General features: G+C 71.8%; 23 protein-coding genes and 5 tRNA genes. 18 read left to right on the plus strand and 10 right to left on the minus strand.

Annotated elements, in window-relative coordinates:
* Positions 1 to 251 precede the first annotated feature (251 nt).
* The 4 genes from AC02VZ_RS16380 to AC02VZ_RS16395 form a co-directional block, all read right to left on the minus strand.
* Positions 252 to 842 (minus strand): GTP-binding protein, encoded by a 591-nt coding sequence (locus AC02VZ_RS16380; protein WP_362092176.1) that lies wholly within the window; start codon positions 840 to 842, stop codon positions 252 to 254.
* Positions 823 to 1218, minus strand: coding sequence for a DUF742 domain-containing protein (locus AC02VZ_RS16385; protein ID WP_159535968.1), 396 nt, complete (start codon positions 1216 to 1218; stop codon positions 823 to 825). The genes AC02VZ_RS16380 and AC02VZ_RS16385 overlap by 20 nt, the downstream gene beginning before the upstream one ends.
* A 112-nt stretch (positions 1219 to 1330) precedes the next feature.
* A complete protein-coding gene (locus tag AC02VZ_RS16390) occupies positions 1331 to 1744 on the minus strand; it encodes a roadblock/LC7 domain-containing protein (protein ID WP_004983056.1) in 414 nt (137 codons plus the stop codon).
* A gap of 9 nt (positions 1745 to 1753) precedes the next feature.
* On the minus strand, positions 1754 to 5401 hold the full coding sequence (locus AC02VZ_RS16395) for a sensor histidine kinase (RefSeq protein ID WP_432055583.1): 3648 nt from the start codon (positions 5399 to 5401) through the stop codon (positions 1754 to 1756).
* 603 nt (positions 5402 to 6004) lie between these two features.
* On the opposite strand from AC02VZ_RS16395, the gene AC02VZ_RS16400 reads away from it, so the two are divergent.
* From AC02VZ_RS16400 to AC02VZ_RS16440, 9 genes are all read left to right on the plus strand, one after another.
* The gene (locus AC02VZ_RS16400) at positions 6005 to 6193 is read left to right on the plus strand and encodes a hypothetical protein (protein ID WP_362092608.1); all 189 of its coding nucleotides are present in this window, start codon (positions 6005 to 6007) and stop codon (positions 6191 to 6193) included.
* A gap of 140 nt (positions 6194 to 6333) precedes the next feature.
* The gene (locus tag AC02VZ_RS16405; protein WP_432055582.1) at positions 6334 to 7119 is read left to right on the plus strand and encodes a fumarylacetoacetate hydrolase family protein; all 786 of its coding nucleotides are present in this window, start codon (positions 6334 to 6336) and stop codon (positions 7117 to 7119) included.
* A complete protein-coding gene (gene gltX / locus AC02VZ_RS16410) occupies positions 7112 to 8599 on the plus strand; it encodes a glutamate--tRNA ligase (protein WP_432055581.1) in 1488 nt (495 codons plus the stop codon). The genes AC02VZ_RS16405 and gltX overlap by 8 nt, the downstream gene beginning before the upstream one ends.
* 147 nt (positions 8600 to 8746) lie before the next feature.
* Positions 8747 to 9481 carry an HAD family hydrolase gene (locus AC02VZ_RS16415; RefSeq protein WP_432055580.1) on the plus strand — a complete coding sequence of 245 codons (735 nt, stop codon included), beginning with the start codon at positions 8747 to 8749 and terminating at the stop codon, positions 9479 to 9481.
* Between the two features lie 90 nt (positions 9482 to 9571).
* A tRNA-Gln gene (locus AC02VZ_RS16420) sits at positions 9572 to 9643 on the plus strand.
* 38 nt (positions 9644 to 9681) lie between these two features.
* Positions 9682 to 9754: transfer RNA gene (locus AC02VZ_RS16425), tRNA-Glu, on the plus strand.
* Between the two features lie 87 nt (positions 9755 to 9841).
* A tRNA-Glu gene (locus tag AC02VZ_RS16430) sits at positions 9842 to 9914 on the plus strand.
* 20 nt (positions 9915 to 9934) lie between these two features.
* Positions 9935 to 10006 (plus strand) — tRNA-Gln (locus AC02VZ_RS16435).
* 27 nt (positions 10007 to 10033) lie between these two features.
* Positions 10034 to 10106, plus strand: a tRNA-Glu gene (locus tag AC02VZ_RS16440).
* Between the two features lie 330 nt (positions 10107 to 10436).
* Here AC02VZ_RS16440 and ndgR read toward each other — a convergent pair.
* Positions 10437 to 11150, minus strand: coding sequence for an IclR family transcriptional regulator NdgR (ndgR, locus tag AC02VZ_RS16445; RefSeq protein ID WP_362092190.1), 714 nt, complete (start codon positions 11148 to 11150; stop codon positions 10437 to 10439).
* Between the two features lie 213 nt (positions 11151 to 11363).
* On the opposite strand from ndgR, the gene leuC reads away from it, so the two are divergent.
* From leuC to AC02VZ_RS16465, 4 genes are all read left to right on the plus strand, one after another.
* A complete protein-coding gene (leuC, locus tag AC02VZ_RS16450; protein ID WP_432055579.1) occupies positions 11364 to 12794 on the plus strand; it encodes a 3-isopropylmalate dehydratase large subunit in 1431 nt (476 codons plus the stop codon).
* A gap of 6 nt (positions 12795 to 12800) precedes the next feature.
* Positions 12801 to 13394: a 3-isopropylmalate dehydratase small subunit gene (gene leuD / locus AC02VZ_RS16455; protein ID WP_476475715.1), complete on the plus strand. Its 594-nt coding sequence runs from the start codon at positions 12801 to 12803 to the stop codon at positions 13392 to 13394.
* Positions 13395 to 13668: 274 nt separating this feature from the next.
* The gene (locus AC02VZ_RS16460) at positions 13669 to 13899 is read left to right on the plus strand and encodes an SCO5555 family protein (protein WP_432055577.1); all 231 of its coding nucleotides are present in this window, start codon (positions 13669 to 13671) and stop codon (positions 13897 to 13899) included.
* A gap of 136 nt (positions 13900 to 14035) precedes the next feature.
* A complete protein-coding gene (locus AC02VZ_RS16465) occupies positions 14036 to 14683 on the plus strand; it encodes an HU family DNA-binding protein (protein WP_432055576.1) in 648 nt (215 codons plus the stop codon).
* A 222-nt stretch (positions 14684 to 14905) separates the two neighbouring features.
* Here the strand turns inward: AC02VZ_RS16465 and AC02VZ_RS16470 are convergent, their stop codons facing one another.
* Both AC02VZ_RS16470 and cofC read right to left on the minus strand, forming a co-directional pair.
* Positions 14906 to 15109 carry a hypothetical protein gene (locus AC02VZ_RS16470; RefSeq protein WP_362092204.1) on the minus strand — a complete coding sequence of 68 codons (204 nt, stop codon included), beginning with the start codon at positions 15107 to 15109 and terminating at the stop codon, positions 14906 to 14908.
* 10 nt (positions 15110 to 15119) lie between these two features.
* Positions 15120 to 15758, minus strand: a complete 639-nt coding sequence (gene cofC, locus AC02VZ_RS16475) for a 2-phospho-L-lactate guanylyltransferase (protein ID WP_476475716.1) — start codon at positions 15756 to 15758, stop codon at positions 15120 to 15122.
* 159 nt (positions 15759 to 15917) lie between these two features.
* Between cofC and AC02VZ_RS16480 the strand changes: the two genes are divergently transcribed.
* The 3 genes from AC02VZ_RS16480 (at position 15918) to AC02VZ_RS16490 (ending at position 19074) form a co-directional block, all read left to right on the plus strand.
* On the plus strand, positions 15918 to 16805 hold the full coding sequence (locus tag AC02VZ_RS16480) for a lysophospholipid acyltransferase family protein (protein WP_432055574.1): 888 nt from the start codon (positions 15918 to 15920) through the stop codon (positions 16803 to 16805).
* Positions 16802 to 17812, plus strand: coding sequence for an NAD(P)H-dependent glycerol-3-phosphate dehydrogenase (locus tag AC02VZ_RS16485; RefSeq protein ID WP_432055573.1), 1011 nt, complete (start codon positions 16802 to 16804; stop codon positions 17810 to 17812). Before AC02VZ_RS16480 ends, AC02VZ_RS16485 begins: the two co-directional genes overlap by 4 nt.
* A gap of 104 nt (positions 17813 to 17916) precedes the next feature.
* Complete coding sequence (locus AC02VZ_RS16490; protein ID WP_432055572.1) at positions 17917 to 19074, plus strand: D-alanine--D-alanine ligase family protein; 1158 nt, start codon at positions 17917 to 17919, stop codon at positions 19072 to 19074.
* Between the two features lie 55 nt (positions 19075 to 19129).
* Here AC02VZ_RS16490 and AC02VZ_RS16495 read toward each other — a convergent pair whose 3' ends face one another.
* Complete coding sequence (locus AC02VZ_RS16495; protein ID WP_476475717.1) at positions 19130 to 19630, minus strand: DUF3515 domain-containing protein; 501 nt, start codon at positions 19628 to 19630, stop codon at positions 19130 to 19132.
* A gap of 20 nt (positions 19631 to 19650) precedes the next feature.
* Positions 19651 to 19884, minus strand: coding sequence for an Lrp/AsnC ligand binding domain-containing protein (locus AC02VZ_RS16500; RefSeq protein WP_432055570.1), 234 nt, complete (start codon positions 19882 to 19884; stop codon positions 19651 to 19653).
* A 206-nt stretch (positions 19885 to 20090) separates the two neighbouring features.
* Between AC02VZ_RS16500 and AC02VZ_RS16505 the strand changes: the two genes are divergently transcribed.
* Positions 20091 to 21056 (plus strand): thiamine-phosphate kinase, encoded by a 966-nt coding sequence (locus tag AC02VZ_RS16505; RefSeq protein ID WP_432055569.1) that lies wholly within the window; start codon positions 20091 to 20093, stop codon positions 21054 to 21056.
* Positions 21053 to 21862, plus strand: a complete 810-nt coding sequence (gene thiD, locus AC02VZ_RS16510) for a bifunctional hydroxymethylpyrimidine kinase/phosphomethylpyrimidine kinase (protein ID WP_476475718.1) — start codon at positions 21053 to 21055, stop codon at positions 21860 to 21862. Before AC02VZ_RS16505 ends, thiD begins: the two co-directional genes overlap by 4 nt.
* Positions 21863 to 22102: 240 nt before the next feature.
* Here the strand turns inward: thiD and rpmB are convergent, their stop codons facing one another.
* Positions 22103 to 22288 (minus strand): 50S ribosomal protein L28, encoded by a 186-nt coding sequence (gene rpmB, locus AC02VZ_RS16515; RefSeq protein ID WP_003993230.1) that lies wholly within the window; start codon positions 22286 to 22288, stop codon positions 22103 to 22105.
* Positions 22289 to 22309 lie beyond the last annotated feature (21 nt).

Raw genomic sequence — 22309 nt, forward strand, 5'->3', positions numbered from 1 at the left:
CTGCGCTCTTCCAAACAGTCGGCGGCAGGGAAACAGAGTGATGTAAACCCCAGATAAAACGGTCAAACAGAGCGAGCCCCGCCAAATGGAAGGGCGTTCGTGCGCACAGTGGTACCGCTCGAACGCGTCGCGTGTCGACCTCCGTCGATTCCTCTGCCGAAACGTTATGAACACCGGGGCCGGCCGTGTCCAAGGACACGGCCGGCTCCGGTGCTGGCACGGCAACTGCCGTATGGATCTTGCTGTTTGATCTACCTGAGGCGGGCCATCAGGGCGTGCTCCACCAGAGTGATCAACGCACTCTTGGCGTCCGAGCGGTGACGGGCGTCGGTGGTGATGATCGGGGTGTCGGGCCCGATCTGCAGCGCCTCGCGCACCTCCTCCGGCTGGTACGGCTGCTGTCCGTCGAAGCCGTTGAGGGCGACGACGAACGGCAGGCCGCTGTTCTCGAAGTAGTCGACGGCGGGGAAGCAGTCGGCGAGCCGCCTGGTGTCGACGAGGACGACCGCGCCGATCGCGCCGCGCACCAGGTCGTCCCACATGAACCAGAACCGGTCCTGGCCGGGCGTGCCGAACAGGTACAGGATCAGGTCCTGGTCGAGCGTGATGCGCCCGAAGTCCATGGCGACCGTCGTGGTCGTCTTGTCCCCGGTGTGGGTCAGGTCGTCGATGCCCGCCGAGGCGGACGTCATGACGGCCTCCGTGCGCAGCGGATTGATCTCCGAGACGGCGCCGACGAACGTGGTCTTGCCCACGCCGAAGCCACCCGCCACCACGATCTTCGCGGAGGTCGTGGAACGGCTCTCGGAGACCGCCCCGCCACTAGAGCTTGCGAAGTCCACTGAGCACCCTTTCGAGCAGTGTCACGTCCGGGGCGCCGGTCGTCTCGTCGCCGCCCGGCTGGTGGATGGCGACCAGCCCCGCCTCCGCGAGGTCCGCCACCAGGATCCGGGCGACCCCCAGCGGCATGTTCAGCAGCGCCGACACCTCGGCGACGGACTTCACCTCACGGCACAGGTGGCAGATCCGCTGGTGCTCCGGAAGGAGTCCCATGAGCGCTGCCGGGTCGGCCGTCGTACTGATCAGTGCCTCGATGGCCAGCTGATAGCGCGGCCTGGTCCGGCCGCCGGTCATCGCATACGGACGTACCAGCGGCTGGTCGCCCTCGTCCTCGTACGGCTCCGCGTACGGATCATGAGAGGCGGTGGGCGGGGTCATGAATCCTCCGGGCGGGACAGCAAGTCGGTCGGTCAAGCCGTCTGTAAGGGGCCGGTGGGGGGAATGTGGCGGCCGGACGGTGATGTGGTGAGACGGGTGGTGCCGGGGCCGATCAGTGGAGCAGACTTCCCTGTAGTTCGGCGCGCAGGTCCGGGGTCAGAACCGCACCCGCGCGGTCGACCAGCAGCGCCATCTCGTAGCCGACGAGGCCGATGTCGCACTCGGGGTGCGCCAGGACGGCCAGGGACGAGCCGTCCGAGACGGACATGAGGAACAGGAACCCTCGCTCCATCTCCACGACCGTCTGGGCCACGTTGCCGCCTTCGAAGATCCGGGAGGCACCGGCCGTCAGGGAGGTCAGTCCCGAGGCGACGGCCGCGAGCTGGTCCGCGCGGTCGCGCGGGAAGCCCTCCGAGAGTGCCAGCAGGAGTCCGTCGGCGGACACGACGACGGTGTGGGACACCCCGGGGGTGTTGTCCACGAAGTTGGTGATCAACCAGTTGAGGTTCTGTGCCGCCTGGCTCATCTGGCTCAACTAACGCTCCTGCTGGTGAGTGGGCCGCGGGAAGCTGCCGGTCTGGGTGGACCCGGCCTGACGCCCCTGCGCGATACCTCGACGAAGATTGGTCAGCCGGCCGCGCACGTCGTCCGGTGCGCGGGAGACCTGCGGACCGCTCTGGTGCGACTGCTGCTGAGCCGTGCCCGGGACGAGGTTCGCCCGGGGCACCCGGCGCGGCAGACCGGAGGTGGTGACGCCACCCGCGGCCGGCTGCCGGACCCGCTCGGCCTGCCGGACCAGCTCGTCGTTGGGCGAGCTGCGCCAGGAGGCCGTGTCGGACCGCTGGGGGCCGGTGGGCCCCTGCGGCTGCTGCTGCGGGGCGGCCGGGGCCGGGCCCGCGCCCTGCTCCGGCTGCTGCCGGCCGGCACCGCGGAACCAGTTGGTCTCCAGGGTGTCGTACAGCGGGGTGCGTCCGTCACCGGGGCCGGTCGCCGGGGGCAGCGCCTCCGGCTCGCGGACCGGCCGCTGCTGCGGGGCCGGCGGACGCGAGGCGCCGAAGCCGCCGCCGTGCGCGCCGTTCACCTGCGGACGTTCGAACTGGCCGGTGGCCGCCGGGTCCGCGGCACCCTGCCGCCCCGGCAGGGCGTGCCGCCCGGTGTCGCCGCCCTGGCCGGGCGCCGGGAACTGACCGGTCGAGGCGTTGTCGTAACCCTGCGGGACGGGGAACTGCCCCGTCTGCGCCGGGTCCTGCCGGTGCTGCTGCTGGTGCTGCTGGTTCGAGGGATCGCCGAAGACGTCCCCGCGGACGTAGGGGTCGCCGCCCGGGGCACGGTCCGCGCCGGGCCCGGCGAACTGGCCGGTGTGCTGCGGGTTCGCGGCGGATCCGTCGATGCGCGGCATGGCGGCCGTGCGCGTGACGTCCGACTCGTCGTGTCCGCGCGGCGCGTCGTGCGCCGGACGCGGGGGCACCTGCGGCTGGGCGTTCTCGTCGCTCCAGCTCGGCACCCGCTGCTGCTGCGGCTCGCCGCCCGGCAGCTCCGGCCGGGCGCCACCGCGCGGCGGCAGCTGCGGGCGACGGCCCCGGTCGGCGGTGTCCTTGCCGCGCTGCGGCGGCACCGGCGCACGGCCCCCGAAGGCGTCCTGGCCCTGGGCCCCGCCCGGACCCGCGGCCTGCAGCCCCTGCGGGGCGCCCGGAGCCTGGCCGCCGAAGCCGGCGCCCGCCGGTGCCGGACGGCCCTGCGGCGCGGAGGGCGCGCCGCCCTGCTCGAACAACGACGGTCCGGAGGAGGCCGGCTGGCCCTGCGGTCCGCGCGGGGCGCCCGGAGCACCGGGCCGTCCGCCGCCGTCACGCGGCGGCAGCGCGGCCCGCGGAGCCTGGCCGGCGCCGAGCCGGCCACCGCCGGGCGCACCGGCGCCGAGCGCGGGGCCACCGGACTGGCCGGCCCCGGCGGCACGCCGGGCGGCGGCGGCACCGGCGGCGGCCTGCGCGGCGGCGGGACCGCCCTGGCCCGGCTGACCCGGCTTGCCCTGCGGCTTCTTGCCGCCCTGGGCGACGTCGACGGGCAGCATGACCAGCGCGGTCGTGCCGCCGGAGTCGGACGGGCGGAGCTGGATGCGGATGCCGTGCCGCTGGGACAGCCGGCCGACCACGAACAGACCCATGCGGCGGGAGACGGAGACGTCCACGGTGGGCGGCGAGGCGAGCCGCTCGTTGATCGCGGCCAGGTCCTCCGGCGACAGACCGATACCGGTGTCGTGGATCTCGATCAGCACCCGCCCGTCGGGCAGCGCGTGACCGGTGACCTTCACCTTGGTCTGCGGGGAGGAGAACGAGGTCGCGTTCTCCAGCAGCTCGGCGAGCAGGTGCACGAGGTCGTTGACGACCCGGCCGGCCACTTCGGTGGTCGGCACCGACGACAGTTCGATGCGCTCGTACTGCTCCACCTCGGAGGCGGCGGCACGGAGCACGTCGACCAGCGGGACCGGGCGCGTCCACCGGCGGCCCGGCTCCTCACCGGCGAGGACCAGGAGGTTCTCACCGTTCCGGCGCATACGCGTGGCGAGGTGGTCGAGCTTGAACAGCGAGGACAGCTGGTCCGGGTCGGCCTCGCGGGACTCCAGCTCGGAGATCAGCGACAGCTGGCGCTGGATCAGACCCTGGGAGCGGCGCGAGAGGTTGGTGAACATCGCGTTGACGTTGCCCCGCAGCAGGGCCTGCTCGGCGGCGAGGCGGACCGCCTCGCGGTGCACGTCGTCGAAGGCCGCGGCCACGCGGCCGATCTCGTCCCGGGAGTGCACACCCACCGACTCCACGGACGTGTCGACGTCCTGCGGGTCGGACTCGGACAGCTGCTTGACCAGCTCGGGCAGGCGTTCCTGGGCGACCTTGGTCGCGGTGTCCTCCAGGCGCCGCAGCGAGCGGATCATGGAGCGGGCCACCACGAAGGCGCCGACCAGGGAGACGCCGAGCACCAGCAGGATCAGCAGACCGGAGATGATCGCGTCGCGCTCGGTGGCGCTGCGCAGCTCGCGGGCCTTCTGTTCCATCTCCTCGAGCAGCGTGTGCTCGATGTTCTTCATCTGCTGGAGCTTGGTGCCGCTGTCGTCGAGCCAGTCGCGGTAGGACCGCTTGTTCATCGACTTCAGGCCGTCGCGGCTGCTGAGCGCGCGGGTGGCGTACTTGTCGGTGGCCTGGATGGTGCTGTTGCCCTCGGTGATGGGCAGGAGCAGCTCCACCGCGTCGGCCTCGCCGTAGACCGCCTTGAAGGAGTCGAGCTCGATCCCCTCGCTCTCCTGCGCCGACTCGCCGTAGAGGCGGTCGTTCTCCGAGAGGTCACCGAAGGTGGTGTTGCTGGCCGGCAGCGCCGCCGCGAGGATCGCGCGCTGGACCGAGGCGTACTCCTTGGCCGCGGAGAAGGACGCCAGCGCGCGGGTGCGCTGGATCATCTCCGGGTTGCTGGTGGCCTCCGCCATGTCCTGGGAGAGGTCGACCAGGTTCTCGATCAGGCGGTGGTACGCCTCGACGGTCTGCGTGGCGTTGCGCTCCTGGCTGTAGGCCGAGTTGCGCGTCTTGTTGAGGTTGCCGAGCTGGGCGACGATCTGCACCAGGCTCTCGCGGACGCCGCTGAGGTTGCCGTCCTCGGTGGTGTCGATCCGCTCGGAACTGTCCAGGAAGTTCCGCATCGCCCGGTCGGTCTTCTCCCGGGTGCCCTTGACGGTGAAGTCGGAGGGCTTGGCGCCGTGCGCCAGCGGGCCGGCGGACTGGTCGCGCTCGTCCTGGAGCTGGGCGGCCAGCTCGGTGGCCTGCTTGGTCATGTCCGTCAGCAGCTTCATGTTGTCGAGCTGCTGGATGTCGTCCATGGACTGGTCGATACGCAGGGCGCCCAGCGAGGTGGCCGCGACCACCGGGAGCGCGAGCAGCGACACCAGTCGGGTGGAGATGCGCCAGTTGCGCAGGGCTATTCGCGGCCCGGGGCCCGTCGGTCCCTTCGGCGGCCGCGCCGGGGGCGGGCCCGCCGGTCCGTCGGTCCCGGACGTGCCGGGGCGGTCGCCGCTGTCGCCGGCGGTGGGCCGGCCCGGAATCTGGGCGTGCTGGGGCGAGGAGCTGCCTGGCATGGGGCCAGTCCCGCCGTGCGGCTCCGGCTCCGCCGAAGCGCTGCCATCCCTCTTGAAACGTCCCTGCACTAGCGTCGCAACCTCTGGACCAGGCACCCCTCCGCGTGAACGGCTGGGCACGGTGTCGGCGTCTTGAGGGCGCCCTGAATACGCCCCCGTGGTGGTCGTGAGTGACCGGCGCGGGTTCCCCCATCTCGCCGCCACTCGGCGCGTCGGTGCGCCCCCTGTGCGCCGGCTCGATCCTGCGGCGGTCCGAGGAATTCCAGCACAGTGCAGGATCTCCAACAAGGCCCGTGGACCGAGCCGTGACATACGTGACACCCCGTGAGTGAGGTATCACGAGTAGTGGATCAGCATTCGGGACGGAACGGACGAAACCCCGCGAGTCGTGCGGGAGGGCCGGGTGTCCCAGTCGCCATGATCGGGAGCGGAATGATGGCTTCAGGTGTCGAATGTCCGTTTCGGCGGCGGAAACCGGCCGTCCGGATTGGCTGAAATGTCCGTCTGTCCGTGAGGAAACTCACACAGGGATCATCCCGTCCCGGCGTCATCGGCGGGGAATTGAATGTTTAGCCTGACGCTTTACAGGGATGGCCACACCGTCAACCCGCGCCCGACCGGGACCCATCGGACCCCACGGGCGCCCTCGAACAGAACAGGGTCCAGTAAACAGTGAAGACGACGACGATGTTCCACAAGATCGCCAACCCGCGACGCACGACGCTGGCCCACCTCGACGGCGCCGACGACCTGCAGACGCCGGCCCAGCAGGAACACGCCGTCGAACTCCCGGCCCGGACTGCCAACCCCAAGCGCACCGTCCTCATGGAGATCCCGGTCGCGGCCGCCGCCGCGCACTGACACCGACACCGGTCAGTACGCACGCCGGGTGCCCCTCGTTCAGCGGGGCGCCCGGCGCTCGTGCGTCCGGACCCGGCACCCCGCCGCGTTAGCCTGGAGCGTCAGACTCCAGCCGGCTCAGTCAAGGGGACAGGCATCCCGTGCGCATCGCCAGATTTTCCATCGACGGGAACGTCGCCTTCGGTGCGGTCGAGGGCGACCGGCAGGACGAACTCGTCCTGAACATCATCAAGGGCATCCCGTTCGCGGACTTCGAGCTCTCCGGCACCAGGGTCCCCCTGGACAAGGTCAGGCTGCTGCCCCCGGTGCTGCCCAACAAGGTCGTGGCCTTCGGCCGCAACTACGCCGAGCACGCGAAGGAGATGGGCAACGAGGTCCCCGACGCCCCCTTCGCCTTCTTCAAGCCCGCCACCTCGGTGATCGGCTCCGGCGACGAGATCCAGTACCCCTCCTTCTCCCAGGAGCTGCACCACGAGGCCGAGCTGGCCGTGGTCATCGGGCGGATGTGCCGCGAGGTCCCGCGCGAGCGCGTCAAGGACGTGGTCTTCGGCTTCACCTGCGCCAACGACGTCACCGCCCGCGACGTGCAGCGGCGCGAGAAGCAGTGGGCCCGGGCCAAGGGCTTCGACACCTCCTGCCCGCTGGGCCCGTGGGTGGAGACCGGCCTGGACCTCGCCGCCGCGGGCGACCTGACCATCCAGCTGACGGTCGACGGCGCCCAGCGCCAGCTCGGCCGCACCAGCGAGATGATCCACTCCATCGAGGAGCTGGTCGTCAACATCTCCGAGGCCATGACCCTGCTGCCGGGTGACGTGATCCTCACCGGCACCCCGGCGGGCGTCGGCCCCCTCCACGTCGGCGACGAAGTCGCCGTCACCATCGAAGGCATCGGCACTCTCACCAACAAGGTTGTCAAGCGTGGCTAGCGCACCCGGCTCGTCTCCCGTACGCGTCCGTTTCTGTCCCTCGCCCACCGGTAACCCCCACGTGGGCCTGGTCCGCACCGCCCTGTTCAACTGGGCGTTCGCCAAGCACCACGGCGGCACCCTGGTCTTCCGCATCGAGGACACCGACGCGGCCCGGGACTCCGAGGAGTCCTACACCCAGCTGCTCGACGCGATGCGCTGGCTGGGCTTCGACTGGGACGAGGGCCCCGAGGTCGGCGGCCCCCACGCCCCGTACCGCCAGTCCGAGCGCATGGACGTCTACCGGGACGTCGCGGCCAAGCTGCTGGACGCCGGGCACGCCTACCACTGCTACTGCTCCCAGCAGGAGCTGGACACCCGCCGCGAGGCCGCCCGCGCCGCCGGAAAGCCCTCCGGCTACGACGGCCACTGCCGCGAGCTCACCGACGCCCAGGTCGAGGAGTACCAGGCCCAGGGCCGCGAGCCGATCGTCCGCTTCCGCATGCCGGACGAGGCGATCACCTTCACCGACCTGGTGCGCGGCGAGATCACCTACCTCCCGGAGAACGTCCCGGACTACGGCATCGTCCGCGCCAACGGCGCCCCGCTGTACACGCTGGTCAACCCGGTCGACGACGCCCTGATGGAGATCACCCACGTCCTGCGCGGCGAGGACCTGCTCTCCTCCACCCCCCGCCAGATCGCCCTCTACCAGGCGCTGACGGAACTGGGCGTCGCCCAGGGGACCCCGGCCTTCGGCCACCTGCCGTACGTGATGGGCGAGGGCAACAAGAAGCTCTCCAAGCGGGACCCGCAGTCCTCGCTCAACCTCTACCGGGAGCGCGGCTTCCTCCCCGAGGGCCTGCTCAACTACCTCTCCCTGCTCGGCTGGTCGCTCTCCGCCGACCGGGACGTCTTCTCGGTCGAGGAGATGGTCGCGGCCTTCGACGTCACCGATGTGCAGCCCAACCCGGCCCGCTTCGACCTCAAGAAGTGCGAGGCGATCAACGCCGACCACATCCGGATGCTCGACGTGAAGGACTTCGCCGAGCGCTGCCGCCCCTGGCTCCGCGCCCCCTTCGCCCCCTGGGCGCCGGAGGACTTCGACGAGGCCAAGTGGCAGGCCGTCGCCCCGCACGCGCAGACCCGCCTGAAGGTCCTCTCCGAGATCACCGACAACGTCGACTTCCTGTTCCTGCCGGAGCCGGTCTTCGACGAGGCGTCCTGGAACAAGGCGATGAAGGAGGGCTCCGACGCCCTGCTGCGCACCGCCCGGGAGAAGCTGGAGGCCGCCGACTGGTCCTCCGCCGAGTCCCTGAAGGAGGCCGTCCTGGCCGCCGGCGAGGCCCACGGCCTCAAGCTGGGCAAGGCGCAGGCCCCGGTCCGCGTCGCCGTCACGGGCCGCACCGTCGGTCTGCCGCTCTTCGAGTCCCTGGAGGTCCTGGGCCGGGAGACCACGCTGGCCAGGATCGACGCGGCGCTGGCGAAGCTCGCCGGGTAGGTCTGCTCCGCGGTTCGAAGTGCGACGTCTCCGACACAGGGGGGCGGCGGCCGGTGACGGTCGCCGCCCCCCTGTGCCGTCCCGTGCCTCCCGCGCCGTGCCCGCGGGCCGGTCCGGCCGGGAGAGCGGCGGGCCTACGCTGGTGGCATGGGGATCCGGGCCGTCGTCTGGGACGTGGACGACACACTCTTCGACTACACCACCGCCGACCGCGAGGGCATGCGCGTCCACCTGGCGGCCGAGGGGCTGCTCGCCGGGTACGGGTCGGCCGAGGAGGCCCTCGTGCGCTGGCGGGAGATCACCGAGGCCCAGTGGGCGCGGTTCGCCGCCGGCGAGGTGGACTTCGTCACGCAGCGGCGCGACCGCACCCGGGTGTTCCTGGAGCGGGACCTGACCGACGACGAGGCCGATGCCTGGTTCCAGCGCTACGTGCGGCACTACGAGTCCGCCTGGAGCCTCTTCCCGGACGTGCTGCCGGTGCTCGACGCCCTGGCCGCCAGCCACCGCCACGCGGTGCTCTCCAACTCCAGCCTGCACGTCCAGGACCGCAAGCTGCGCGTCCTCGGGGTGCACGACCGCTTCGAGGCCGTCCTGTGCGCCGCCGAGCTGGGCGTCTCCAAGCCGGAGCCCGGCGCCTTCCTGGCGGCGTGCGACGCCCTGGGGCTGCCGCCCGGGCAGGTGGCGTACGTGGGGGACCACCCGGAGATCGACGGCCGCGGGGCCGCGGACGCCGGACTGCTGTCGGTGTGGATCGACCGCTCCGGGGACCGGGCGAGCGTGGAACCGCCCGAGGGCCCGCGCCGCATCGCCTCCCTGGCCGAACTCCCCGCCGTCCTCGGGGGTCCGGATACTCGTTTTGGAGCCCCGTCCTCCTTCGGGTAATGTTCTTCCTGCGCCGAGGGGCGCCGGTCACCGAGCCGGAACCCCGGGCGCACAGCTAGAACAAGATCCCCTCCGGGGCTTGCGTTCCAGTGGCCTATGGTGTAATTGGCAGCACGACTGATTCTGGTTCAGTTAGTCTTGGTTCGAGTCCAGGTAGGCCAGCTCGCAGAGCTCATCTGCACCGCGGATCACATCCGCAAGCCCCCGTTGTGTAGCGGCCTAGCACGCTGCCCTCTCAAGGCAGTAGCGCCGGTTCGAATCCGGTCGGGGGTACTGATCCATCCCGCGAAGGCAGTCAGGGTAGCTCCCACTGCCCTCACGGTGACAACATCCGGCTCCGGCCGGGTGGGGATCGCCAGGGCCCCCGTTGTGTAGCGGCCTAGCACGCCGCCCTCTCAAGGCGGTAGCGCCGGTTCGAATCCGGTCGGGGGTACTGACTGGTCTAAACCACATTGGTCTATGGTGTAATTGGCAGCACGACTGATTCTGGTTCAGTTAGTCTTGGTTCGAGTCCAGGTAGACCAGCAGGATCCGCGGCAACGCGTGATCCACGCCCCCGTTGTGTAGCGGCCTAGCACGCCGCCCTCTCAAGGCGGTAGCGCCGGTTCGAATCCGGTCGGGGGTACACGACACGAAAGCCCTCCACCTCGGTGGGGGGCTTTCGCGTGTTCCCGCCCCCGGGCGGCCAACTCCCCATCGGGCGCAGGAGGGGAGCGGACGAACCACAGGCTCGCCCACCGCCCGGGGGAACCGAGGAAACCGCGGAAACCGGGGACACCGGGTGAGCCGGGCACCGCCCACAGGGCACGACCCGAGCCGGGCGGGCGCGAGGGTCGGGGAAAACGGCGGCGCCGCCGGTGGCGGCCGGCGGCGCGTGGGGCCGGGGGAGGGCCTGCCGCGGCGTTGAGGCGGGCCCGTCCCGGCGATCGGGCGGGGGAGAGGCGAGGGAGAAGGGTCAGGAGCGGCGCAGCGCCTCGGAGAGGCGGCCGGCGGCGTCGATCACGGCCTGCGCGTGCATGCGCCCCGGGTGCCGGGTCAGGCGCTCGATGGGGCCGGAGACGGAGACGGCGGCGACCACGCGGTTGGACGGCCCCCGCACCGGTGCGGAGACGGAGGCCACCCCGGGCTCCCGCTCGCCGATCGACTGGGCCCAGCCGCGGCGCCGCACGCCCGACAGGGCCGTCGCCGTGAAGCGGGCGCCCTGCAGGCCGCGGTGCAGCCGCTCCGGCTCCTCCCAGGCGAGCAGGATCTGCGCCGAGGAACCGGCCTTCATCGTCAGCGTGGACCCCACCGGCACCGTGTCCCTGAGCCCGGACAGGCGCTCCGCCGCGGCGACGCAGATGCGCATGTCGCCCTGGCGGCGGTAGAGCTGGGCGCTCTCGCCGGTGACGTCCCGCAGGTGGGTCAGCACCGGGCCCGCCGTGGCGAGCAGGCGGTCCTCACCGGCCGCCGCGGCCAGTTCGGCCAGGCGCGGGCCGAGGATGAACCGGCCCTGCATGTCCCGCGCCACCAGACGGTGGTGTTCCAGCGCCACGGCCAGGCGGTGGGCCGTGGGTCGTGCCAGTCCGGTCGCCCCGACCAGTCCCGCGAGGGTGGCCGGGCCGGACTCCAGAGCGCTCAGGACGAGGGCCGCCTTGTCCAGAACGCCGACGCCGCTACTGTTGTCCATGAAACGATACTTGCGTCTCACTCTGTGAAACGCAAGTTCAATTTTCCGTGGAACCCGCCACTCTTGAAACACGGAAGCAACGGGGCCCGTGGACACGAGCGTGAACATCAGGGCCTGGTGGCGGACGCCCGTGACAGGGGACACGGGCGCCCCGCCTCCGCACAGATCTCTAGTTGGGCCGGCGCCGTGTGCGTGCCGGCCGGAGGGAAAGCGATGGGTAGGACACTCGCGGAGAAGGTCTGGGACGACCACGTCGTCCGGCGCGCCGAGGGCGAGCCCGATCTCCTCTTCATCGATCTGCACCTGCTGCACGAGGTGACCAGCCCGCAGGCCTTCGACGGTCTCCGCAAGAGCGGCCGCCGGGTGCGCCGCACCGACCTCACCATCGCCACCGAGGACCACAACACCCCGACCCTGGACATCGACAAGCCCATCGCCGACCCGGTCTCCCGGATCCAGCTGGAGACGCTGCGCAAGAACTGCGCCGACTTCGGCGTCCGGCTGCACCCGCTGGGCGACGTCGAGCAGGGCGTGGTGCACGTGGTCGGCCCGCAGCTGGGACTGACCCAGCCCGGCATGACCGTGGTCTGCGGCGACTCGCACACCTCCACGCACGGCGCCTTCGGCGGACTCGCCTTCGGCATCGGCACCTCCCAGGTCGAGCACGTGCTGGCCACCCAGACGCTGCCCATGGCCCGCCCGAAGACCATGGCGATCACGGTCAACGGCGAGCTGCCCGACGGCGTCACCGCCAAGGACCTGATCCTGGCGATCATCGCGAAGATCGGCACGGGCGGCGGCCAGGGCTACGTCCTGGAGTACCGCGGCGAGGCCATCGAGAAGCTGTCGATGGAAGCCCGGATGACCATCTGCAACATGTCGATCGAGGCCGGTGCCCGCGCGGGCATGATCGCCCCCGACGAGACGACGTTCGCCTACCTCGAAGGCCGTCCGCACGCTCCCACGGGCGAGGACTGGGACGCCGCCGTCGCCTACTGGCGGACGCTGCGGTCCGACGACGACGCCGAGTTCGACGCCGAGGTCGTCATCGAGGCCGCCGAGCTCTCGCCGTTCGTCACCTGGGGCACCAACCCCGGCCAGGGCGCGCCGCTTTCGGCGTCGGTCCCCGACCCCGCTTCGTACGAGGACGCCTCGGAGCGGCTGGCCGCCGAGAAGGCCCTGGAGTACATGGGGTTGGAGGCCGGGCAGCCGCTGCGCTCCATCGGAGTGGACACCGTCTTCGTAGGTTCCTGCACCAACGGCCGCATCGAGGACCTGCGGGCCGCCGCCGAGATCGTCAAGGGCCGCAAAGTCGCCGACGGCGTACGCATGCTGGTCGTCCCCGGCTCCGCGCGGGTCGGTCTGCAGGCCGTCTCGGAGGGCCTGGACGTGGTTTTCAAGGAGGCCGGCGCCGAGTGGCGGCACGCGGGCTGTTCCATGTGCCTGGGCATGAACCCCGACCAGCTCGCCCCCGGTGAGCGCTCCGCCTCCACCTCCAACCGCAACTTCGAGGGCCGGCAGGGCAAGGGGGGCCGCACCCACCTGGTGTCCCCGCAGGTCGCCGCGGCCACCGCGGTCCTCGGTCACCTGGCCTCCCCGGCCGACCTCGCCGACGCCGACGCCCGTACGCCCGCTGGAGTCTGATCAGTCATGGAAGCATTCACCACCCACACCGGCCGGGCCGTCCCGCTGCGCCGCAGCAACGTCGACACCGACCAGATCATCCCCGCCCACTGGCTCAAGAAGGTGACCCGGGACGGGTTCGAGGACGGGCTGTTCGAGGCCTGGCGCAAGGACCCGGAGTTCATGCTCAACCGCCCGGAGCGGCAGGGCGCCACGGTGCTCGTCGCCGGCCCCGACTTCGGCACCGGCTCCTCGCGCGAGCACGCCGTCTGGGCGCTGCAGAACTACGGCTTCAAGGCCGTGATCTCCTCCCGCTTCGCCGACATCTTCCGCGGCAACTCGCTGAAGAACGGCCTGCTCACCGTGGTCCTGGAGCAGGAGACGGTGGACGCGCTGTGGGAGCTCACCGAGGCCGACCCCACCGCGGAGGTCACCGTCGACCTCGAAACCCGTGAGGTGCGGGCCGAGGGCGTCACCGCCGCCTTCGAGCTCGACGAGAACTCCCGCTGGCGGCTGCTGAACGGCCTGGACGACATCTCCATCACCCTGCAGAACGAGGCGGACATCGCCGCCTACGAGGAGCGGCGCCCGTCGTTCAAGCCGCGGACCCTCACGGCCTGACCGCCGGGCCGCGAAGTCCTCGCGGCAGGTCGACTTTCGGCCACCGAAACGCCCGTCCGTACCCCCGATCCCACCGATCGGGGGTACGGCCGTTTCTGCTCCCCTCCGCGTCCGCACGCGACCGAGGAGGCTCGCAACTTCCCACGTTATGGCGGTTGTTGCCTGGGTACACGTGTCATGTGCCCGTGACCCCCGCCCGCTCCCGCACGGCTGTCAGCGGCGGCAGTTGCCCCCTGCGGGGGCGACAACTCGCCCCAGATGGCACAATCTGTGCATGGAACACGACGGCCAACTCGAGCTCTACACGGCGGTCGCGGTCCGGCTCAAGGAAGCGCACGCAGGGGTGCGCGCACTGCAAGTCCCGGAGGGCGTACGGATGGCGCTGACCCGGAAACTGCTGGTCATTACGGCCGTGGCCAAGCACGATCTCGCCACTGCGGCAAGGCGTCTGGAGCGGTTCATCGCGGACCTCGACGAGGGTCGATTCCCTGAAGAGGAACGCTGAGCCAGCCGAGACAACCGAGTTCGTTGCGGCACAAGGGTGATAAGCCCGTTTCGTGTTTGATTTGCGGTATATATCTGCCTAACGTGCGAAAACGCTTGAACAGATTCGTTCCGGCGATGTCTCCGAAGGGGAAGACGTGAACAAGGCGCAGCTCGTAGAAGCGATTGCCGACAAGATGGGCGGCCGGCAGCAGGCCGCCGACGCTGTCGACGCGGTCCTGGACGCCATCGTCCGCGCCGTGGTGGCGGGGGACCGGGTCTCGGTCACCGGCTTCGGCTCGTTCGAGAAGGTCGACCGTCCGGCCCGCTACGCCCGCAACCCCCAGACGGGCGAGCGGGTTCGGGTCAAGAAGACCTCCGTTCCGCGTTTCCGGGCGGGCCAGGGTTTCAAGGACCTGGTCAGCGGCTCCAAGAAGCTCCCGAAGAACGACATCGCCGTCAAGAAGGCCCCCAAGGGCAGCCTGTCCGGCCCGCCCCCCACGATCTCCAAGGCCGCGGGCAAGAAGGCCGCCGCCAAGAAGGCGACGGGCGCGTCGAAGACCACCGCGGCCCGCAAGACGGCGGCGAAGAAGGCCCCCGCCACCAAGACCGCCGCCGCGAAGAAGACCACGGCGAAGAAGGCACCCGCCAAGAAGACGGCGAGCACCGCCAAGACCACCGCGGCGAAGAAGACGGCCGCCAAGAAGGCCCCGGCGGCGAAGAAGGCCACGGCCACGAAGGCGCCCGCCAAGAAGTCGACCGCGCGCAAGACCACCGCCAAGAAGACCACCGCCCGCAAGAAGTAGCCGCGCACGGGCGGCACTCACGCGCCGGGCCGGACTCCGATCGGGGAGTCCGGCCCGCGGCGTGTCCGGGCAACCGCCGGAGGGCTCCCGCGGGCGAGGGGCGTCAGCGGGCGTCAGCGCGCGACGGGCGTCCGCAGCGAGGGACGGCAGCGCGCGCCGGGCTTCCACGGGCGAGAGGTTTCCGCCGGCGTCGGCGGGCGATCGGCCTCCGCGGGCGGTGATTCAGAAGGTGTACAGGGTGACCAGCGTGATCCGCCGGGCGTCGCCGTCGCCCTCCGTCTCGATGCGCACCCGCTGCCCGGGCCGCAGCAGCCGCAGGCCCCCCGCGTCGAACGCCGGGGCGTCGAAGGGCACCGGGGTGCCGTCGTCCAGCAGCACCTGGCCGCTGCGGCTCTCCGGGTCGTAGGTGTACGCCGTCGCCTGCATGCCCGGCAGCCTACTGCCCGGACATCGACAGGCGCGCGGCGGCCGCGGCCGTGCGAGGCCCGGTCCCCAGCGCCAGGGCGGCCCGCAGGTCCGCGCCGGTGTCCACGTCCTGCCGCACCGAGTCCACGTCCCCCGGGCGGAGTTCCACCGCTCCCGACGCCCGGTGCCGGGCCCGGGATCCGACACCGAAATGCGGCAGCAGTTCCTGCCCGGGGGCGGCGGACAGCAAGGTGGTGCCACTGCCCGCCGCGTCACTGAGGAAAGCCCGCGGGAAAGCCGAGGCGGCGTCGAGGACCCGGGACAGTTCCGCCGGGCGCAGGGCCGGGAGATCCGCGTTGAGCGCGGCCACCGCGGCCGCGGGCCGGCGGGCCCGGACCACGTCCGCACCGTGCGTCAGGGCGGCGTTCAGGCCGTCGCGCGGTTCGTCGGGGACGACCCCCGCGCCGAGGGCGGCCAGGGCGCGGCCGGCCGGCCCGTCGTCCGTGACGACCACCGCACCCCCGACCGCCGGGCACGCCAGCGCGGCCGCCACCGTGTCCAGGGCGAAGGCGAGGGCGAGATGGGGGCGCAGCCCGTCGTCCGCGGTGTCCGAGAGCCTGCTCTTGGCCCGGGCCAGCGGCTTCACGGGTACCACCAAGGTCCACAGCACGAGTGTTACGTCCCTCTCTTGTCCCGGTCATTGTCCCCCGGCACATCCGGCCCCCGGCCCGCCGGGGCGTACCGTGTTCTCGACAGACCGGCGGCTCGGGGCGACACTTGTGCGGCCCGCCTGGCCCCCGGGACCAGGCTTCTAGAGGAAGGTGTCCTTGTGCCGCGCCGCAGAATCGGCTTCTGGTACCGCTTCGCCGCGGTGATCTGCAAACCGCCGCTGGTGGTACTGATCAAGCGCGACTGGCGCGGAATGGAGAACATTCCGGCCGAGGGTGGATTTATCACCGCGGTGAACCACAATTCGCACATCGATCCCTTCGCCTACGCGCATTTCCAGTACAACACCGGACGCGTTCCGCGATTCCTCGCGAAGAGCGGTCTTTTCAAGAAGGGATTCGTCGGCGCCGCGATGCGCGGCACCGGCCAGATCCCGGTGTACCGCGAGAGCACGGACGCCCTCAGCGCCTTCCGGGCCGCCATCGACGCCGTGGAACGGGGCGAGTGCGTCGCCTTCTACCCCGAGGGCACCCTCACCCGTGACCCCGACGGCTGGCCGATGACCGGCAAGACCGGTGCCGCCCGCGTGGCCCTGCAGACCAAGTGCCCGGTCATCCCGGTCGCCCAGTGGGGAGCCAACGAGATCCTGCCGCCGTACGCCAGGAAGCCCCGGCTGCTGCCCCGCAAGACCCACCGCGTCCTCGCCGGTCCGCCGGTCGACCTGGACCGCTTCTACGACCGGGAGATGACCCCGGAACTGCTCAAGGAGGCGACCGAGGCGATCATGGCCGCCATCACCCGCCAGCTGGAGGAGATCCGGGGCGAGAAGGCCCCCGGGACGCCCTACGACCCGCGCCGCGAACGGGTCGAACAGCGACGCAGGACCCGGGCGCAGCGGCAGACGCAGAACAAGGCGCGGACGCCGGGACGGAACCGGGCGACCGGAGAACAGAAGGCCGGGGAGCAGGCGGCCGGGGGGCGGACGACGGCCGAGCGGACCGCCCCGGACGGCGGCGGCGCCGCGCGTGAGGAAGGGCTGGGCTCGTGAGCAAGCCGGTCAAGGCCGCGGTGTTCGGCACCGGATCCTGGGGCACCGCGTTCGGCATGGTCCTCGCCGACGCGGGCTGTGACGTCGTGCTGTGGGGCCGGCGCCCCGAACTCGCCGAGGCGGTCAACTCCACCCGCACCAACCCCGACTACCTGCCGGGCGTGGAGCTCCCGCGGAACCTGCGGGCCACCACGGACGCCGCCGAGGCCGCCAAGGACGCCGACTTCACCGTCCTCGCCGTCCCCTCGCAGACCCTGCGCGGCAACCTCGCCGACTGGACGCCGCTGCTCGCGGCCGACACGGTCCTGGTGTCGCTGATGAAGGGCGTCGAACTCGGCTCCGCCATGCGGATGAGCGAGGTCATCGAGGACGTGGCGCAGGTCGGCGCCGACCGCGTCGCCGTCGTCACCGGCCCCAACCTGGCCCGCGAGATCGCCGCCCGGATGCCCGCCGCGGCCGTCGTCGCCTGCGCCGACGAAGCCGTCGCCCGGCGGCTCCAGACCGCGTGCCACACCCCGTACTTCCGCCCGTACACCAACACCGACGTCATCGGCTGCGAGCTGGGCGGCGCGGTGAAGAACGTGATCGGGCTGGCCGTCGGCATCGCGGACGGCATGGGGCTCGGCGACAACGCCAAGGGCTCGCTCATCACCCGCGGGCTCGCCGAGACCACCCGGCTCGGCGTCGCCCTGGGCGCCGACCCGCTGACCTTCTCGGGCCTGGCGGGCCTGGGCGACCTGGTGGCGACCTGCTCCTCGCCGCTGTCCCGCAACCACACCTTCGGCACCAACCTGGGCAAGGGCATGACCCTCCAGGAGACCATCGCGGTCACCAAGCAGACCGCCGAGGGCGTCAAGTCCTGCGAGTCGGTGCTGGATCTGGCCCGCCGCCACGACGTCGACATGCCGCTCACCGAGACGGTCGTCGGCATCGTGCACGAGGGCAAGCCGCCCGTGGTCGCCCTCAAGGAGCTGATGTCGCGCAGCGCGAAGCCCGAACGACGCTGAGCGACCGCCCGGCCGCACCCGGCCGGGTGCCGGACGGCACGGCCGTTTCCGCGGCGTTGCGGGCGCTGTGTCGGGGCACCGCCAACGGGTAGTCTCGTCGCGATATGAGCACCGAGAACCTCCCCCAGAGCCCCGAGCAGCCGCCGCGCAAGCCGCGCGTGGCCGTCGTGTTCGGCGGGCGCAGCTCCGAGCACGGGATCTCCGTGGTCACCGCGGGCGCCGTCCTCAAGGCCATCGACCGGACCAAGTACGACGTCCTGCCGATCGGCATCACCCGGGACGGCCGCTGGGCCCTCACCGCCGACGACCCCGAACGCATGGCCATCGTGGACCGCAGGCAGCCCAGCGTGGACCAGCTCGCGGAGTCCGCCGACGGCGGTGTGGTGCTACCCGTCGACCCGGCGAACCGCGAAGTCGTCTACAGCGAACCGGGCTCGGTGCCCAAGGCGCTCGGCGAGGTCGACGTGGTCTTCCCGGTGCTGCACGGCCCCTACGGGGAGGACGGCACCCTCCAGGGCCTCCTGGAGCTGTCCGGCGTCCCCTACGTGGGCTCCGGGGTGCTCGCCTCGGCCGTCGGCCAGGACAAGGAGTACATGAAGCGGGTGTTCACCTCGTTCGGCCTCAAGGTCGGCCCCTACGTGGTGATCCGGCCGCGCGAGTGGGAGCGCGACGAACGGGCCGCCCGCAGGAAGATCGTCGACTTCGCCGCCGAGCACGGCTGGCCGGTGTTCGTGAAGCCCGCCCGCGCGGGCTCGTCCATCGGCATCACCAAGGTGGACGGCCTCGCCGGTCTGGACGAGGCGATCGCCGAGGCCCGCTTCCACGACCCGAAGATCCTGGTGGAGGCCGCGCTGCACGGCCGCGAGATCGAGTGCGGGGTGCTGGAGTTCGAGGACGGCCCGCGCGCCTCGGTGCCCGCGGAGATCCCGCCGCCCGACGCGCACGCCTACTACGACTTCGAGGCCAAGTACATCGACTCCACGCCCGGCCTCGTGCCCGCCCCGCTGACCGACGAGCAGACCGCCGAGGTGCGCCGGCTCGCCGTCGAGGCGTTCGACGCCGCCGCCTGCGAGGGGCTGGTGCGCGCGGACTTCTTCCTCACCGAGGACGGCGAGTTCGTGATCAACGAGATCAACACCATGCCCGGCTTCACGCCGATCTCCATGTACCCGCAGATGTGGCAGGCCACCGGCGTCGGTTACGCGGAGCTGGTGGACCGCCTGGTGCAGGCCGCGCTGCGCCGCTCGACCGGCCTGCGCTGACCCGCCGACGGCGGGCCGTCCGGCCCGCGGCGACCGCGAGCGCCCGGCCCGGTGCTCAGGGGGCGATCCCTTCGGGGATCGCCTTCTTCACGGCCGGGGCCAGGTCGACCAGCACGCCCGTGCCGTCCCGTCCGTCGCTCACCCGCACCTCCACGTAGGCCTCGCGGAGGGCGGTGGTGAACCGGTGGCTGCCCCCGTCCTCCCGCTCCATCAGCCAGTCGACGCCCTCCACCCCGCCCGCGACGGCCTTCGGGTCGTGGCCGCTCGCCACCCTGGGGTCGGTCATCTTCGGCGGCCGGTCCACACCGCACCGCAGTATGATCGCCACGCCGCCCCAGCCCGCGGTCAGTTCGGACGCGGGTTCGGGATCGTCGCGCTTCTCGCCGTCCACCACGTCCGGCAGGGCGTCGTCCAGGTTCCGGCAGTGTTCGGCGACCTTCGCGTCCGGACGGGGAACCGCCACGGACGCGTCGTCGCCCGCCGGGGAGCAGCCCGCGACGGAGAGCAGCGCGGCGAACGCGGGCAGCAGGGCGAGCCGGTGACGGAAGGAGTTCACCGGCACAGGGTAGACGGGGGCTACAGATGGACGACCGGGCAGGTCAGGGTGCGGGTGATGCCGTCCACCTGCTGGACCTTGGCGACCACCATGCGGCCCAGGTCGTCGACGGTGTCCGCCTGGGCGCGGACGATCACGTCGTACGGCCCGGTCACGTCCTCGGCCTGGATGACCCCGGAGATCTGACCGATCAGATCGGCGACGGTCGACGCCTTGCCGACCTCCGTCTGGATCAGGATGTACGCCTGTACCACGGAACCTCCACAGCGGCCACGAGGATCATGTGGGGAAAAGGAACGCCACGGTATCGCGTCGCCGCTCGCCGCGGGGAGATCTGCGGGGACCGGGCCTTGCGCGCCGGGGGTCCGGCAGGAGAGAAGTGGACGGTCACCTCGACCGTAGCGAGCAGTCAGAGGACTCGCGACCGGGAACGGACAGGGACAGAAGGGGAGCAAGGGCAATGAAGGGCACTGTTGGTGAGCTCGGGGAGTTCGGGCTCATCAGGGAGCTCACCTCCCGTCTCACCACCACCCCGGCGGTCCGGGTCGGCCCCGGCGACGACGCCGCGGTGGTCGCCGCGCCCGACCGCAGGGTCGTGGCCAGCACCGACATCCTCCTGGAGGGCCGCCACTTCCGTCGCGACTGGTCCACGGCCTACGACGTCGGCCGCAAGGCCGCGGCCCAGAACCTCGCCGACATCGCCGCCATGGGTGCCGTGCCGACCGCGCTGCTGCTCGGGCTCGTCGTCCCGTCCGAGCTGCCGGTCACCTGGCCCAGCGAGCTGATGGACGGGCTGCGCGACGAGTGCCAGGTCGCGGGGGCCGCGGTGGTCGGCGGCGACGTGGTGCGCGGCGACCAGATCATGGTGTCGATCACGGCACTCGGCGACCTGCGCAACCAGGAGCCGGTGACCCGGGGCGGCGCCCAGCCCGGCGACCTCGTGGCGGTGACCGGCTGGCTCGGCTGGTCCGCCGCCGGCCACGCGGTCCTCTCCCGCGGCTTCCGTTCCCCGCGCGCCTTCGTGGAGGCGCACCGCCGTCCCGAACCGCCGTACCACGCCGGCCCGGCCGCGGCCGGACTGGGCGCCACCGCGATGTGCGACGTGAGCGACGGCCTGATCGCCGACCTCGGGCACATCGCCGAGGCCAGCAAGGTCCGCATCGACATCCGCTCCGGCGCCGTCGACATCCCCTCCCAGATGAACGACATCGGCCAGGCCGTCGGCGTCGACCCCATGCAGTGGGTGCTGACCGGGGGAGAGGACCACGCCATCGTGGCGACGTTCCCGCCGGACGTGAAGCTGCCCGCCCGCTGGAAGGTGATAGGCGAGGTGCTCAACCCCTCGGCGCTGCCCCAGGTGACCGTCGACGGGGCGCCCTGGACCCGCAAGGGCGGCTGGGACCACTTCGGGGACATCGAGTCATGAGCGAGGCGACCGCACCGCCCCGGGTGCTCACCGTGGCCGGGTCCGACTCCGGTGGCGGGGCGGGCATCCAGGCGGACCTGAAGACGATGCTGGCGCTCGGCGTGCACGGCATGAGCGTGCTCACCGCGGTGACCGCGCAGAACTCCCTCGGCGTCCAGGGCGCCTGGGAACTGCCGGTGGAGGCGGTGCGGGCCCAGTACCGCAGCGTCGTGGACGACATCGGCGTGCAGGCCGTCAAGACGGGCATGCTGGCCTCGGCCGAACTCGTCGGGGCGGTGGCCGAGCTGATCGCCGGCACGGACGTGCCCGCGGTCGTGGACCCGGTGGGGGTCTCCAAGCACGGGGACGCGCTGCTGGCCGCCTCCGCCCTGGACTCGGTGCGCACCGAGCTGCTGCCGGCCGCGACCGTCGCCACCCCCAACCTCGACGAGGTCGAGCAGCTCACCGGCGTCCGCGTGCGCGCCGAGGAGGAGATGCGGCGGGCCGCCGACGCGGTGCTGGCGTTCGGGCCGCGCTGGGTCGTGATCAAGGGCGGTCACCTGCGCGGCGAGGCCGTCGACCTGCTGACGGACGGCACCGAGGAGCACTGGCTGCGCGCCCCGCGCCACGACAACCGGCACACCCACGGCACCGGGTGCACGCTGGCCTCGGCCATCGCGTCGGAGCTGGCCAAGGGCCGGACGGTGCCGGAAGCGGTGGCCGGCGCGAAGGCGTACGTCACCGGGGCGCTCGCCGCCGGGTTCGCCCTGGGCGGCGGCATCGGCCCGGTCGACCACGGCTGGACCTTCCGGCGGGCGGGCGGCTGAACGCGGCTGGACCTTCTGGCGGGCGGGCGGCTGAACGCGGGCGGGCCGGGCGGTCAGCCGGGCCGCTGAACACCGGCGGCACGGGGAGCCGTCGACGGGCGGACCGGGTGGTGACCGTGCCCGTCGCCGGCCGGTGGCGCCGCCCGGTCGCCGTGACGGCACGGCAAAAAGCCGGTCCACCTGGGGGTGGACCGGCTCAGTGCGGCGGAACCGGGTGTGGCAGCGCGCTCAGCGGATGCGTCAGCGCGAGACCTTGCCGGCCTTGATGCACGAGGTGCAGGCGTTCACGCGCTTCGGCGTCCCGCCGACCACGGTACGCACACGCTGGATGTTCGGGTTCCAGCGACGGGACGTACGGCGGTGCGAGTGCGAGATGTTGTTGCCGAAGCCCGGCCCCTTGCCGCAGACGTCGCAGTTGGCAGCCACGGGTCACTCCAAAGACTTCAG

This window comes from Streptomyces sp. 3-6, assembly GCF_056323165.1.

What these genes read in the sequence shown, in the direction of transcription:
- AC02VZ_RS16385 (WP_159535968.1), bottom strand. Translation starts at nt 1,218, where the DNA reads ATGACCCCGCCCACCGCCTCTCATGATCCGTACGCGGAGCCGTACGAG.
- AC02VZ_RS16390 (WP_004983056.1), bottom strand. Translation starts at nt 1,744, where the DNA reads ATGAGCCAGGCGGCACAGAACCTCAACTGGTTGATCACCAACTTCGTG.
- AC02VZ_RS16415 (WP_432055580.1), top strand. Translation starts at nt 8,747, where the DNA reads ATGGGGATCCGGGCCGTCGTCTGGGACGTGGACGACACACTCTTCGAC.
- ndgR (WP_362092190.1), bottom strand. Translation starts at nt 11,150, where the DNA reads ATGGACAACAGTAGCGGCGTCGGCGTTCTGGACAAGGCGGCCCTCGTC.
- leuC (WP_432055579.1), top strand. Translation starts at nt 11,364, where the DNA reads ATGGGTAGGACACTCGCGGAGAAGGTCTGGGACGACCACGTCGTCCGG.
- leuD (WP_476475715.1), top strand. Translation starts at nt 12,801, where the DNA reads ATGGAAGCATTCACCACCCACACCGGCCGGGCCGTCCCGCTGCGCCGC.
- AC02VZ_RS16460 (WP_432055577.1), top strand. Translation starts at nt 13,669, where the DNA reads ATGGAACACGACGGCCAACTCGAGCTCTACACGGCGGTCGCGGTCCGG.
- AC02VZ_RS16470 (WP_362092204.1), bottom strand. Translation starts at nt 15,109, where the DNA reads ATGCAGGCGACGGCGTACACCTACGACCCGGAGAGCCGCAGCGGCCAG.
- AC02VZ_RS16490 (WP_432055572.1), top strand. Translation starts at nt 17,917, where the DNA reads ATGAGCACCGAGAACCTCCCCCAGAGCCCCGAGCAGCCGCCGCGCAAG.
- AC02VZ_RS16505 (WP_432055569.1), top strand. Translation starts at nt 20,091, where the DNA reads ATGAAGGGCACTGTTGGTGAGCTCGGGGAGTTCGGGCTCATCAGGGAG.
- thiD (WP_476475718.1), top strand. Translation starts at nt 21,053, where the DNA reads ATGAGCGAGGCGACCGCACCGCCCCGGGTGCTCACCGTGGCCGGGTCC.